This window comes from Candidatus Thiopontia autotrophica (genome assembly GCA_014384675.1).
GTDB lineage: Bacteria > Pseudomonadota > Gammaproteobacteria.
Map to the genome: position 1 here is coordinate 1 of JACNFK010000034.1, position 12,557 is coordinate 12,557.

The 12,557-nt window shown below is 49.0% G+C and carries 16 protein-coding genes and 1 pseudogene; 6 read left to right on the forward strand and 11 right to left on the reverse strand.

Features of this window, described 5'->3' with window-relative positions:
- Positions 1 to 64: 64 nt before the first annotated feature.
- The 9 genes from H8D24_06550 to H8D24_06590 form a co-directional block, all read right to left on the reverse strand.
- The gene (locus H8D24_06550; protein MBC8520047.1) at positions 65 to 1,129 is read right to left on the reverse strand and encodes an HlyC/CorC family transporter; all 1,065 of its coding nucleotides are present in this window, start codon (positions 1,127 to 1,129) and stop codon (positions 65 to 67) included.
- A 297-nt stretch (positions 1,130 to 1,426) separates the two neighbouring features.
- On the reverse strand, positions 1,427 to 2,092 hold the full coding sequence (locus H8D24_06555) for an endonuclease III domain-containing protein (protein ID MBC8520048.1): 666 nt from the start codon (positions 2,090 to 2,092) through the stop codon (positions 1,427 to 1,429).
- Positions 2,076 to 2,807: a pseudouridine synthase gene (locus H8D24_06560; protein MBC8520049.1), complete on the reverse strand. Its 732-nt coding sequence runs from the start codon at positions 2,805 to 2,807 to the stop codon at positions 2,076 to 2,078. Before H8D24_06560 ends, H8D24_06555 begins: the two co-directional genes overlap by 17 nt.
- 50 nt (positions 2,808 to 2,857) lie before the next feature.
- Entirely contained in the window at positions 2,858 to 3,493 is a 636-nt protein-coding gene (gene scpB / locus H8D24_06565) for an SMC-Scp complex subunit ScpB (protein MBC8520050.1), read from the reverse strand.
- A complete protein-coding gene (locus H8D24_06570; GenBank protein MBC8520051.1) occupies positions 3,493 to 4,290 on the reverse strand; it encodes a segregation/condensation protein A in 798 nt (265 codons plus the stop codon). The genes scpB and H8D24_06570 overlap by 1 nt, the downstream gene beginning before the upstream one ends.
- 81 nt (positions 4,291 to 4,371) lie before the next feature.
- Positions 4,372 to 5,607 carry a tryptophan--tRNA ligase gene (locus H8D24_06575; GenBank protein ID MBC8520052.1) on the reverse strand — a complete coding sequence of 412 codons (1,236 nt, stop codon included), beginning with the start codon at positions 5,605 to 5,607 and terminating at the stop codon, positions 4,372 to 4,374.
- Positions 5,608 to 5,624: 17 nt separating this feature from the next.
- Positions 5,625 to 6,281 carry a site-2 protease family protein gene (locus tag H8D24_06580; GenBank protein ID MBC8520053.1) on the reverse strand — a complete coding sequence of 219 codons (657 nt, stop codon included), beginning with the start codon at positions 6,279 to 6,281 and terminating at the stop codon, positions 5,625 to 5,627.
- A gap of 9 nt (positions 6,282 to 6,290) precedes the next feature.
- Positions 6,291 to 6,914, reverse strand: a complete 624-nt coding sequence (locus H8D24_06585) for a threonylcarbamoyl-AMP synthase (GenBank protein ID MBC8520054.1) — start codon at positions 6,912 to 6,914, stop codon at positions 6,291 to 6,293.
- Between the two features lie 13 nt (positions 6,915 to 6,927).
- Complete coding sequence (locus tag H8D24_06590; GenBank protein MBC8520055.1) at positions 6,928 to 7,797, reverse strand: PHP domain-containing protein; 870 nt, start codon at positions 7,795 to 7,797, stop codon at positions 6,928 to 6,930.
- Positions 7,798 to 7,854: 57 nt separating this feature from the next.
- On the opposite strand from H8D24_06590, the gene H8D24_06595 reads away from it, so the two are divergent.
- From H8D24_06595 to H8D24_06620, 6 genes and pseudogenes are all read left to right on the forward strand, one after another.
- The gene (locus H8D24_06595; GenBank protein ID MBC8520056.1) at positions 7,855 to 8,457 is read left to right on the forward strand and encodes a septation protein A; all 603 of its coding nucleotides are present in this window, start codon (positions 7,855 to 7,857) and stop codon (positions 8,455 to 8,457) included.
- Complete coding sequence (locus H8D24_06600; protein MBC8520057.1) at positions 8,458 to 8,757, forward strand: YciI family protein; 300 nt, start codon at positions 8,458 to 8,460, stop codon at positions 8,755 to 8,757.
- Positions 8,754 to 9,011, forward strand: a complete 258-nt coding sequence (locus H8D24_06605) for a BolA family transcriptional regulator (protein ID MBC8520058.1) — start codon at positions 8,754 to 8,756, stop codon at positions 9,009 to 9,011. Before H8D24_06600 ends, H8D24_06605 begins: the two co-directional genes overlap by 4 nt.
- A gap of 11 nt (positions 9,012 to 9,022) precedes the next feature.
- Positions 9,023 to 9,106 (forward strand): annotated as a pseudogene (locus H8D24_06610) (pyrimidine/purine nucleoside phosphorylase).
- A gap of 113 nt (positions 9,107 to 9,219) precedes the next feature.
- Positions 9,220 to 9,405 carry a DUF2892 domain-containing protein gene (locus H8D24_06615; protein ID MBC8520059.1) on the forward strand — a complete coding sequence of 62 codons (186 nt, stop codon included), beginning with the start codon at positions 9,220 to 9,222 and terminating at the stop codon, positions 9,403 to 9,405.
- Between the two features lie 21 nt (positions 9,406 to 9,426).
- Positions 9,427 to 9,840 carry a CoA-binding protein gene (locus H8D24_06620; protein MBC8520060.1) on the forward strand — a complete coding sequence of 138 codons (414 nt, stop codon included), beginning with the start codon at positions 9,427 to 9,429 and terminating at the stop codon, positions 9,838 to 9,840.
- Between the two features lie 2 nt (positions 9,841 to 9,842).
- On the opposite strand, the gene ligA is transcribed toward H8D24_06620, so the two are convergent.
- Both ligA and H8D24_06630 read right to left on the reverse strand, forming a co-directional pair.
- Entirely contained in the window at positions 9,843 to 11,861 is a 2,019-nt protein-coding gene (ligA, locus tag H8D24_06625) for an NAD-dependent DNA ligase LigA (GenBank protein MBC8520061.1), read from the reverse strand.
- A 2-nt stretch (positions 11,862 to 11,863) separates the two neighbouring features.
- Positions 11,864 to 12,553 carry a cell division protein ZipA C-terminal FtsZ-binding domain-containing protein gene (locus H8D24_06630; protein ID MBC8520062.1) on the reverse strand — a complete coding sequence of 230 codons (690 nt, stop codon included), beginning with the start codon at positions 12,551 to 12,553 and terminating at the stop codon, positions 11,864 to 11,866.
- Positions 12,554 to 12,557 lie beyond the last annotated feature (4 nt).

Below are 12,557 nucleotides of genomic sequence, written 5' to 3' on the forward strand. Positions count from 1 at the left end.
TTGATGGGTGGGGCCGCATTTGAGCGCGAGAATCACAATCTAACCTTATTCGTTAGGCAAATACTTAAATAGAATCTTCATCTTTAGGCAGCGTAATACCCATTGCCTGTGCCCGTTTTTTCCACATGCGTCGAGCATATTGTTGCATGTCAGCTGTCTTATCACTTTCATCCATTATCTCCAGCCCGAGCAGGGTTTCCAGGATATCTTCCATAGTAATTATGCCCTCCATGCCGCCGTATTCATCGATGATTACCATTATGTGCGCTCTCTGGTGTAGCACTTCGTCAAATGCATCAGATAATGAGGTTTTATCTGACAATGTATGCAGATTACGTCGATAAGACTCAAGTTTATTGTCAGTATTGTTTCGCGCCTGCGCCAATAATAAATCATCCTTGAGCACAAAGCCGGTGAACATTTCATCGTTTTCTGCATAAACGGGAATGCGTGAAAAACGCGAATCGTAGTGATTATCGAAATATTCATAAACTGTTAGCGATTCGGGTAATGAAAACACCACGGGACGGGGCGTCATCACGTCGGTGACGATTGTTTCGTGAAGCCTAAACATGTTTTTCAGGATTCGTGATTCCCGCTCTTCTAGTTGCCCTTCCTGCTCACCAAGTTCTGCCATGGCAGCAAACTCTTCGCGGTTGAAGCCTTCGATTTTCTTATTGCGTGAAATTCCGCGTGTCAATAATTCAGATAAAACTACAAATGGGTACAGCATCTTTATAAGGAATCTAAGTCCTTGTGCTGTAACGCCTGCCAAAGCACGCCAGTATGTTGCACCCAGTGTTTTCGGGATAATCTCCGAAAACACCAGAATCATCAGCGTCAGAATTGCAGAAAACAACCCTACCCAAGCGTTGCCAAACACCAGGACTGCTTGTGCACCGGCACCGACAGCACCTACGGTATGGGCAATAGTGTTTAGTGTGAGAATTGCTGCCAACGGCTTGTTGATATCCCCCTTTAACTCACGTAACAGCGACCCTGAAATTCTCCCTTCCTGCTCAAGCCCCCTGATATGGGCCGTAGTTACACGGAGTAGTACCGCCTCTGCAATGGAGCATAAAAACGAAAAGAGCAAGGCGACTGCCACATAAAGGATGAGAATGGTCATGTTGATAAGAGATTATATAGTATAAACATGGCCGGTCTATATAATGGGGTTGATTGCCTAACAGTATATTAGACGGAATCTCTAAATATGGCACTATGCGGATTCCGTATATTATCGAGAGCATTGATCTCATAGAGGGAGCCCAAAGCCACCCGGTAACCTCTTGATTTATTTCAACCCAAACAGTAACAAATTATGGAATCCTTCTCAAATAACCGTCCCGAACAAGGAGCTAAAGATAGGTCTAAAGAAGATAACGCACCATAAAGAACAGAATTATGAGGAGACAATACTTAACTACCCCTGAATTAAGTATTGAAAATCACAAGAGATGGGGCAGTTTTTACATGATGGCCGTTTTTTACAGTGTTGCTTGGCATGCTCCACTATCAAGGCGTGAAATTCATTTAACTGTTTTACCAGGCCTCCACCACCTTCCGTCCGAAAATCCCTCTCTACCAGATGGCGGATCATCTCGTATGGTTCATCACCCGAGATTGCTCCAGTACGCTGAAAGATTCTCCTGGTGTAGGCATCGACCACAAAAACCGGGCGCTCAAATGCATACAGGAGAATATCATCAGCAGTCTCTGGCCCTACTCCATTGATCTGCAACAACTCCTCACGAAGCTGCTCGCTATCCATCTCCCATAGATATTTTTCATTCTCAATGTACCAGGCGCAGTAACCATGTAGGCGCTTGGCCTTTTGATTAAAGTAACCGGATGGCCGAATCAGCTCAGCAAGTTTTGGTTGGGCCGTAGAGAGAATAGCCTCAGCAGACAACAGATTATTCGTGCGCAGGTTATCAATTGCGGTCTCAACACGTTCCCATGCAGTGTTTTGGGTGAGGATTGCCCCAACCATCACCTCGAACGGGGTCTCTGCTGGCCACCAGTTTTGGGGGCCGTAGTGGTTATAAAGCTCCCTGAATAGTTGTCTGGGGCTACTCTTTTGCCTCATCAACTCTGGCCACATTTCTCAATTCTGCAATCTCTTCCTGGGTGAGTTCACGACTCTTGCCTGCACGAACCTGTTTGCCCAGAAAGATGGGGCCATAGCGAACTCTCATAAGGCGGCTCACTGTTAACCCTACCGCCTCCCACATTCTTCTAACCTCGCGGTTGCGCCCCTCCTGCAACACCACATGGTACCAATGGTTTACCCCCTGGCCACCGGAGTCCACAATATCGGAAAATTTGGCTACACCATCCTCAAGCTCAACCCCCTTGATGAGCTGGTCCAGTTGCTCATCTGTTGCCCCCCCCAGGGTGCGGACTGCATATTCACGCTCCACCTCGGCAGATGGATGCATCAAGCGGTTGGCAAGATCACCGTCTGTAGTAAAAAGCAAGAGTCCAGAGGTGTTGTAGTCCAGTCTTCCGACCGAGATCCAGCGCGCGCCCCGTATTTTTGGCAGATGTTTGAATACGGTGTCACGCCCCTCCGGATCACTACGGGTGGTCATCTGTCTTGCGGGCTTATTGTATAGAATTACCCTGCTTCTATTGCGCATCCCGCTTTTGGGGAATGGATTAATCAGCTCCCCATCAAAACGAATCTCATCGCTGGCGGTTACTCTTACCCCCAATTCGGCAGGCTGACGATTGACCTTGACCCGCCCCTCTTTCATCCACCTCTCAACCTGACGACGAGAGCCTATACCGGCCCGCGCCATTACCTTCTGCAGGCGCTCTCCTGCCGGCTCATCAGGTTTCTGCTCTGTCACTATGTACTACTCTCGTTCACGACCAGTCTGAGATCAGCTCTTGAGGAATCATCACCGTCATCATCAAGCTCAGGCTCCTCCTGCTCCAGCTCAAATTCGCCATTCATGGCACCAAGCTCTTTCAGCTCCATCAGGGTTGGCAGCTCTTCCAGTGTTCTCAGCCCAAAGTAGTCGAGGAATTTTTTTGTTGTGCCATACATTGCAGGACGCCCCGGCACATCCTTGTGACCGAGCAGGCGAATCCACTCTCTCTCTTGCAGGGTCTTCATGATGTTGGTGCTGACTGCTACTCCGCGGATCTCTTCAATCTCTCCTCTGGTAATTGGTTGGCGATATGCAATCAATGACATGGTCTCAAGCAGTGCGCGTGAATAACGGGCCGGTTTCTCTTCCCAAAGACGGTTAATCCAGGTGGATAGATCCTGTCTGACCTGCATTCTCCAGCCACTGGCAACCTCAATAACCTCATAACCATGCCCTTCACTCTCACTCTGCAACTGCCTCAATACCTCGACAATCTCTTGTCGCTCGGGCTCTGCCCCCTCTTCAAAGAGCGATCGCAATACCTTTATGTTTAGTGGCTTGCCTGAGGCCATCAATGCGGCCTCGATAATGTTTTTCAGACTCATCTCCATTATTGCTCCTCTCCACTTTCCATCGATCTTTCATTTGGTGAGCTGATGTAGATTGGCCCGTAAGGCTCATTCTGTACAATACCAATCAGTGAATCCTTGATCAGCTCGAGGATGGCCATCAGTGTAATCACTACACCCGCGCGCCCCTCTTCAACCTGAAACAGGGAGCCAAACTCAACAAATTCCGCCCCCTCTTCAAGCAACACCAGAACACTGCTCATGCGCTCCCTAATAGAGAGTGGCTCACGCTGCACATGGTGGCTATTAAACAGCTCTGCCCGCTGCAGAACATCACTAAATGCGGTTAGTAGTGCCTGTATCTGCACCTCTGGCTGAGGACGTGCGCCACGAACAGGTGCCGCAATCTCTACTGAATTTATGTCTCTCTCCATTCGCGGCAGTTCGTTCAGCTCCTCCGCCGCTCTCTTCAGCTGCTCATACTCCTGGAGACGACGAATCAGTTCAGCGCGAGGATCATCTTCATCCTCAATCTCTTCATGACGAGGCAACAACATCCTTGATTTGATCTCAGCCAGCATGGCAGCCATAACCAGATACTCTGCTGCCATCTCCAGATTCAGGGCCCGCATCATCTCGACATACTCCATGTACTGACGAGTCACCTCGGCAATTGGAATATTCAGAATGTCCAGATTTTGGCGCTTGATAAGGTACAGAAGAAGATCAACCGGACCCTCAAACGCCTCCAGCACCACCTTGAGTGCCTCAGGTGGAATATAGAGATCTTTTGGGAGCTCCTGTAGCGCCTCTCCAGAGACCCTAATTCCTCTCAGCATCTTCTCGTACTCTGGATCAACAACTGTTGAACTCTCCTCCAGTGGCAACTCTTGATTCACTTTAGTATCCCCAATTAACTGCTAATAGACCAGACCCATCGCCTGACGAACCTCAACCATGGTTCGTCTTGCCTCCTCACGAGCCAGCTCACCACCCTCTTCAATAATGTTTCTCACCAAATTTGGCTCCTCGGTAAATTTCTGCGCACGCTCACGCATGGGCACCAGCTCCTTTAGTACTCCATCAACCACAGACTGCTTACAATCCAGGCATCCGATAGATGCGGTACGACATCCTTCAGCCAGATCTTTACGGTCACTCTCGCTTGTGTAGATATGATGAAAATCCCAGACCGGGCATTTTGCAGGATCACCAGGATCGGTAAGCCGAACCCGCGCAGGATCTGTTGGCATGGTGCGGATTTTCTTCTCGGCCTCTGCCGGATCCTCTCTGAGAGAGATGGTGTTGTTATAGGATTTTGACATCTTCTGCCCATCCAGCCCTGGCATCTTTGATGCTTTGGTCAGCAGAGCCTGTGGTTCCGGGAGAATAATCTTGCCTCCCCCCTCGAGATAACCAAAGAGACGCTCCCGATCACCAATTGTAATATTCTGTTGCGACTCCAGTAGTGCGCGTGCCGTCTCCAGTGCCTCATGGTCACCCTCTTCCTGAAAACTTCTGCGTAGTCGACCATAGAGTTTGGCGTTCTTCTTCCCCATCTTTTTGGCGGCACTCTCTGCCTTCTCCTCAAAACCTGGCTCTTTGCCATATAGATGGTTAAAGCGGCGCGCCACCTCGCGGGTCAACTCAACGTGGGCCACCTGATCTTCTCCAACCGGAACCTGCCCTGCACGATAGGCAAGGATATCTGCGCTCTGCAGTAACGGATAACCAAGAAAACCATAGGTAGAGAGATCTTTCTCCTTCAACTTTTCCTGCTGATCCTTGTAGGTTGGAACCCGTTCAAGCCAGCTTAACGGGGTTATCATCGAGAGCAGGGTATGAAGCTCGGCATGTTCCGGCACCTGTGACTGCACAAAGATTTTGGCAGATGTCGGATTTACTCCGGCAGCCAGCCAGTCAATAACCATCTCCCAGACGCTTTTATCAATCACTGATGGATCTTCGTAATGGGTAGTCAGTGCATGCCAGTCTGCCACAAAGAAAAAACACTCATACTCGTGCTGCAGGTGAACCCAGTTTTTAAGCACCCCATGGTAATGGCCGAGGTGCAGATTGCCAGTTGGGCGCATCCCCGAGACCACACGCTGAAATTGTGCCGGTATGGTAGAGCTATTGTTGGTAATTGAGTTCATAAATTAATAACCGGCCATCAAAATCCGGCCAATGAGAAGAGAATTCCACTTATGCCGTTTATCAACGGCCCCATAATCTGTCCAAGAATACCTGTTGCCAATAGTCCAATAAGAATGAAAAAACCATAAGGTTCTATTCTGCTGAACTTCCATGAGAGCCTGCCCGGCAGAAGACCGGTAACTACCCTTCCCCCATCCAGTGGCGGTAGTGGCAACAGATTAAGAACCATCAAGACCACATTAATTAATATGCCTGCTTGTCCCATATAGATAAGTGGCTCGGACACCAGCGGCAGTGAGTTGTGTATCCCAACCCCCACAACAATCGCGATAAGCCATAACAGTGCCATTACTCCATTGGAGAGTGGTCCCGCAATGGCAACCCATACCATGTCTATCTTGGGGTTACGCAGATTTTCTGTTGTAACCGGAACCGGTTTTGCCCATCCAAAAACAAACCCCGTCTGCAATACAACGAGTAACAGGGGCACCAACACTGTCCCCATTGGGTCAATATGCTTTACCGGATTAAGGGTCAGTCTCCCCATCATCATTGCTGTCTTGTCACCAAACTGCTTGGCTACCCAGCCATGTGCAACCTCATGGACCGTAATCGCAAAGAGAACCGGGAGCGCCCAGATTGCTATTGTCTGGATCATGGAAAATGAATTCATTGCGGTTGATTATCGCTCAAATGGTGACGGATCACCACAACCTGCCCGCACAACTTCAGGGATTCCATCAACCATATTTACTACAGTTGTTGGCTCCACACCACAACGCCCCCCATCGATAATAAGATCCAGTGCATGCCCCATCTGCTCATCTATATCATGAGGATCATTCAGGGGAAATTCTTCACCCGGCGGGATCAGTGTGGAGCTCATCAGAGGCTCGCCAAGATCTTCCATCAACGCATGTGCAACCCTGTTGTCAGGAACACGAAGCCCGATGGTCTTGCGCTTTGGGTGTTGCAAGCGGCGCGGCACCTCACGACTGGCCTTTAGGATCAATGTATAGGGGCCAGGCATAACATGCTTCATCAAGCGAAAGGAGGTGTTGTCAACCTTTGCATAGAGACTCAGGTCAGAGAGGTTTGGGCAGACCAGGGTAAAATTATGGTCACTCCCAACCTTACGTATTTTTCGTATCCTCTCCATAGCCTGCTTGTCACCAAGATGACACCCCAGGGCATAACTGGAATCTGTTGGATAGGCGATAACTCCTCCTCTACGAATTACCTCTACTGCCTGCCGGATTAACCTCGGCTGCGGATTTATTGGATGAATCTCCAGGATAGGTGCCATAGTTGGTAGTGCGTTATCTGTTTGCAGTTTGCGGAACTCTGGGGTGCCGGCCAAGCTCCCAACGTTCCCATATTGGTTCACATTTTTTTGGCAGTGACGGCAGACGACCAAGCTCAACCCAGCGATTGCCGGGGTCATGGAAATCAGACCCCCTGGATGCCGCAAGCCCCAATTGAACCGCATGCTGCCCCATGGTCTGAATCTCATTTCCATTGTGGCTACTGGATACCACCTCCAACCCCTCACCCCCACACTCAATAAATTCCCCCAACATGCTTCTAAGTTTCGTACGGGTCATTCCATAACGTGCGGGATGGGCCACAACTGCAACCCCACCAGCGTCATGAATCCACTGCAGTGCCTCCTCCATCGATGCCCACTTCCCACTCACATAACCAGGCCGACCTCTAAGTAGATATTTTTTAAAGGCATCCTGCATTGTTTCCACTGCCCCAACACCAACCAGAAAACGACCATAATGGGTACGTGTCAGCAGATCTCCCTGCTGATACTCCAAAGCACCACTATAGGCATCAACAAAACCTGCATTCTCCAGGCGACGTCCAATCTCCTCTCCGCGCCATTTTCTATAATCACGCAGATGGCTTAAACCTTTTACCAGACCAGCGCTATCAGGATCAACATCAAGACCTACAATGTGAACTGTCTGTCGCCCCCAGGTTACGGAGATCTCTACTCCTGCCAACAACTGGATCCCAACTCTCCTGGACTCCACAACTGCCGCACCATAACCGGCCACCTCATCGTGATCAGTAAGTGCCAGCACATCAACCCCCTTATCCCGGGCACGGCGCACCAGATCACTGGGGGTAAGTGTTCCATCAGAGACTGTAGAGTGGCTATGGAGATCGTAATTAAACATGGATTGGTATGGTATGATTAGGAACTTTACTAAAGATGCTATTTTACTCCTCCTGCAATGAAATTTCTGTTTGATCTCTTCCCTGTTATCCTCTTTTTTGTCGCCTACAAGATGTATGGCATCTTTGTTGCCACCGCAGTTGCGATCGCAGCATCCGCCATTCAGGTGTCCATTTTCTGGCTCAAACACCGCCGCTTCGAGAAGATGCATCTTGTAACTCTTGGACTGATTACAGTACTGGGGGGGGCAACACTTATCTTTCAGGATGCGGCCTTTATAAAATGGAAGGTCTCCGTTGTAAACTGGGTCTTCGGGCTCGCGTTCATTGCAAGCAGTTACATTGGAGAGAAACCGCTTGCTGAACGGATGATGGGTAGCAGTGTCACCCTTGCAGACAATATATGGCACAGACTCAACTGGAGCTGGGGAATATTCTTCATAATTGTAGGCTTCATCAATGTATACGTTGCCTTCTATTATGGCCTGGAGATGGATGAAAAAACCCGAGAGGAGATCTGGGTTAACTTCAAGCTGTTTGGGGTTATGGGGTTAACTTTTACCTTTGTGGTTGCGCAGGCCTTCTATATGACCAGACACATCCAGGAAGAGCCCGAGGAGATTCAAGCAGAGATACCAGAACGACAAATAGAGGATAGATAAATGCTATACGCCATCATCAGCCAGGATCGTGACGACAGCCTTGAGGATAGAGTGGCAACTCGTCCAGACCATCTTGCACGGCTGGAGAGGCTGCGCAGCGAGGGTCGTCTTGTTCTTGCCGGCCCCCATCCCGCCATAGATAGTGAAGACCCTGGCCCTGCCGGATTTACCGGAAGCCTGGTGGTTGCAGAATTCCCATCTCTTGAGTCTGCCCAACAGTGGGCAGATAGTGACCCCTATATTGCAGCCAATGTCTATCAGAGTGTGACGGTAAAACCCTTCAAAAAGGTGCTGCCTTGACTGCTGAGGAACGGATAAAAGCTATTCATGCTCTCCTGAGTGACCACATCTCCCCGACTTTTCTGGAGATTGAGGATAATTCTGATGAACACGCCGGACACAAAAGTGCCGGTGGTGCCGGTCACTACACTGTACATATAGCATCACCACTGTTTGCCGGAAAAAACATGCTCCAGCAACACAGACTGGTCTACAGTGCTGTTGAGCCCCTAATGGATAGTGAGATTCATGCCCTGAGCATTAAAATCAAATAAAGGAAAAAGAGATGCTAAAAACCAACCAATATTTTGATGGAGACGTGGTATCAATCGCATTTCAGACCGAAACTCTGCCGGCAACAGTGGGGGTAGGTTGAGACAGAAACTGCATACCTCTGCACCTACGGATAAGCTTGAAATTTTATAGAAACAATTAGGCTATACTCTTACGCGCTGTTCTTTTAATCCAACAAAGGAGTTTTCAATGTCTAAAAATGTAGGTGGTATTGATCGAATTTTGCGTATTGTAATTGGTGTTGCTCTAATCGCAGCAACTGCAGCTGGGATGTTGCCTGTCTGGGGGTATATTGGTGTTGTTCCTCTGGCTACCGGACTCTTGTCCTGGTGTCCTGCCTATACAGTTCTGGGGATAAAAACCTGCAAGTGTTGAAGCAGGTCTGAAGGAGAAGTAGTGTTTACCAACCCCTCTCTTGATCAGATTCATACCAGGCTGAGGGAGATCCACACCATAGCTGTGGTGGGGATCTCCTCTCAGCCAAACAGACCCAGCCATCGTGTCTCTGCAGCCATGCAGACATATGGGTTTCGTATTATTCCTGTACGCCCGGGAGGTGGAGAGATTCTTGGTGAAACTGTTTATGGTTCACTTGATGAGATTCAAGGCCCGATTGATCTGGTAGATGTATTTCGTGCACCAGAACATGTGCCCGCCATTGTTGACGATACTATCTCTCTGGAGATTCCTGCAATCTGGCTACAGGAGGGGGTGATTCATGCAGAGTCAGCTCAACGCGCCAGTGATGCGAATATTTTTACCGTTATGGACAGATGCATCTACAGGGATTACGTAGAACTGTTCAGGTGATGCTACGACCGCAATAGACTCTGCAGCCCCTCTTCATCCAAAACCTGAATACCAAGTGTCTCTGCCTTTACTTTTTTTGACCCTGGATCCTCACCACAGATCAGTGCAGTTGTCTTCTTTGAGACTGAACCCGTAACCTTTGCACCCATGGCCTGCAGTCTCTCTTTGGCCTCTGACCGTTTCATATTGCGCAGAGTACCTGTGATTACGTAACTCTCTCCAAGTAGTGGTTGTGGCAGTCTCTCCTGGGGGATGATTGTCTCCCAGACCACCCCTGATCGTAGCAGACTCTCAATAACCTTACGATTATGATCCTGTCGAAAAAAGGTAAATATGTTATGCGCAACAACAGGGCCAACATCATCCACCACCTGCAGATCATCAATGGTTGCCTGCATGATTGGCTCCAGATCACCAAAATGGATAGCAATGGAACGGGCGGTTGCCTCTCCCACTTCAGGTATGCCGAGAGCGAATAGAAGCCGTGGTAACGTGGTTTTTCTGCTCTTGCTCAGCGACCCTACAAGATTGTCTGCTGATTTATCTCCCATCCTCTGCAAAGATGAGAGCTGTTCCGAATTAATGCTGAAAAGATCTGCTGCAGTTGCAATGATCTTCTCATCTACCAGCTGATCTATAAGCTTTCCACCCAACCCCTCTATATCCAGGCCTTTGCGAGAGGCGAAATGCCATATGGCCTCCTTGCGTTGTGCTGGACAGAAGAGCCCTCCACTACAGCGAGCCACACTTTTATCCTCTTCACGCAGAACCTCAGAACCACATACAGGACAGCTGTTTGGCATCTTCCATATCTCAGTATAGTGCGGTCGTTTATCCGGTATGGTTCTAACCACTTCTGGGATTACATCTCCTGCACGACGAACCACCACTGTATCTCCAACTCTTACATCCTTGCGCTGCACCTCATCCTCGTTATGGAGGGTCGCGTTGGAGACTGTAACACCGCCAACATCCACCGGCGCAAGACGTGCCACCGGCGTCAAAGCTCCGGTACGACCAACCTGTAGATCTATCGATAGCAACTCTGTGGTTGCCTCTTCGGCAGGAAATTTCCATGCAATAGCCCAGCGCGGAGCTCGTGAGGTAGAGCCCAACTTCTGCTGCAGCTGAAATGAGTTCACTTTAAATACAACCCCATCGATCTCATAGGGAAGCACCTCTCTTCGTGACAGGAGATCCGCATAAACCTCTGCACAGCCATCCAACCCGCTCACCACCTGTGACTCTGTTGATATTGGTATCCCCCATGATGAAAGTTGCTCAATCAGCTGTTGATAGCTCTCTGCTTTTTCCCCTCCCTGTTGAATACCGATGCCATAACTTATGAAAGAGAGTGGTCGCTTTGCGGTTATTGATGAGTCAAGTTGACGCAGACTGCCGGCCGCGGCATTTCTGGGGTTTGCAAACAGTTTCTCTCCAGCAACACTCTGGGACTGGTTCAGTCGCTTGAAGTCATCTATGGAGATGAATACCTCACCTCTAACCTCAAGGCGATCGGGGAGATTATCACCATGCAACCTAAATGGAATTGTGGGTATGGTACGTATATTAGAGGTTACATCCTCACCTGTTTGGCCATCTCCTCGTGTTGCGCCACGAACCAGAACACCATCTATATAAAGAAGATTAAGTGCCAGCCCATCCAGTTTTGGCTCAATTACATACTCTATATGCTCTATTTCACCACGCTCTCTCACTCTCCTCTCAAAACCTTCCATCTCGGAATAGCTAAAGGCATTATCCAGTGAGGCCATTGGGGTCTCATGATCTACTGACTCAAAGGCTGAAAGTATCTCCCCCCCCACTCGTCTTGTGGGAGAGTCATCTCTCTTTAGCTCAGGATAATTCTGCTCCAGCCCCTGTAGCTCCCTAAAAAGAGCATCATATTCTGAATCCAGAATCTCCGGGGAGTCCAGGGTGTAGTAGCGGTGGTTATGGTAGTTAAGCTGATCACGCAACTCTTGAGCACGAGCTGCGGGCAGAGGAGACTGTCCACTCATCTCTATTTTGGCTGCTCAATGGCTGCCCTGCGACTCTCCAGCTCCTGGTTGTACTCAAATTCGTAAACTTGATCCCGCAAATTTTGCAGCGAGTGTGGAGTTAATGCCTTTCTCTCACTATCACAGACCTGCCCACCCAGACCTACAGCAATTTTATGTGATGTCTCAGCCATCTTTTCAAATGCCTGTTTACCAGAATATTTACTCGGCAACCGGAAGAAGAGTGCTATCCCCGTAGTTCTAAGATTCATAATCTGTTGTTGATCAAACACCCCAGGTGCCAATACGTTGCTTACGGTAAACAGTGGCGGCTCCTGCTGTCCCTGTGATCGCCCACGCTGCGAATCTGCAGAATAGACATGATAGAAACCATCCTTCCCCATCTCCAGTCCTGTTGCAGTAAATTCACGCAACAGATCTCCACCCTCAAAGTGATCCCCTTCCCTGGCCATGACTGTTAAGGTCACTGCCAAACCAACAGCATCAGATGAGTTATCAGGATCACTATCATCTACAGATCTCGCTACACCGTCACCAACACCATCTTCCAGATCAATATCATCAAGTTCCAGATCATGTTCGTCATCAAAGCTCCACTCCCCAAGATCAATTGGTTCATCGTGATTTTGCCCAGATTGACGCCGGGTATCTCCCTTTTCCAATATGGTTTTTATTTTGGTTAGTAGACCCATTATC

Coding starts and splice junctions, on each gene's coding strand:
- H8D24_06615 (MBC8520059.1), top strand. CDS start 9,220: ATGTCTAAAAATGTAGGTGGTATTGATCGAATTTTGCGTATTGTAATT.
- H8D24_06590 (MBC8520055.1), bottom strand. CDS start 7,797: ATGTTTAATTACGATCTCCATAGCCACTCTACAGTCTCTGATGGAACA.
- H8D24_06630 (MBC8520062.1), bottom strand. CDS start 12,553: ATGGGTCTACTAACCAAAATAAAAACCATATTGGAAAAGGGAGATACC.
- H8D24_06575 (MBC8520052.1), bottom strand. CDS start 5,607: ATGAACTCAATTACCAACAATAGCTCTACCATACCGGCACAATTTCAG.
- H8D24_06570 (MBC8520051.1), bottom strand. CDS start 4,290: ATGCTGAGAGGAATTAGGGTCTCTGGAGAGGCGCTACAGGAGCTCCCA.
- H8D24_06600 (MBC8520057.1), top strand. CDS start 8,458: ATGCTATACGCCATCATCAGCCAGGATCGTGACGACAGCCTTGAGGAT.
- H8D24_06580 (MBC8520053.1), bottom strand. CDS start 6,281: ATGAATTCATTTTCCATGATCCAGACAATAGCAATCTGGGCGCTCCCG.
- H8D24_06555 (MBC8520048.1), bottom strand. CDS start 2,092: ATGAGGCAAAAGAGTAGCCCCAGACAACTATTCAGGGAGCTTTATAAC.
- scpB (MBC8520050.1), bottom strand. CDS start 3,493: ATGGAGATGAGTCTGAAAAACATTATCGAGGCCGCATTGATGGCCTCA.
- H8D24_06595 (MBC8520056.1), top strand. CDS start 7,855: ATGAAATTTCTGTTTGATCTCTTCCCTGTTATCCTCTTTTTTGTCGCC.
- H8D24_06585 (MBC8520054.1), bottom strand. CDS start 6,914: ATGGCACCTATCCTGGAGATTCATCCAATAAATCCGCAGCCGAGGTTA.
- H8D24_06550 (MBC8520047.1), bottom strand. CDS start 1,129: ATGACCATTCTCATCCTTTATGTGGCAGTCGCCTTGCTCTTTTCGTTT.
- H8D24_06560 (MBC8520049.1), bottom strand. CDS start 2,807: ATGGCGCGGGCCGGTATAGGCTCTCGTCGTCAGGTTGAGAGGTGGATG.
- ligA (MBC8520061.1), bottom strand. CDS start 11,861: ATGAGTGGACAGTCTCCTCTGCCCGCAGCTCGTGCTCAAGAGTTGCGT.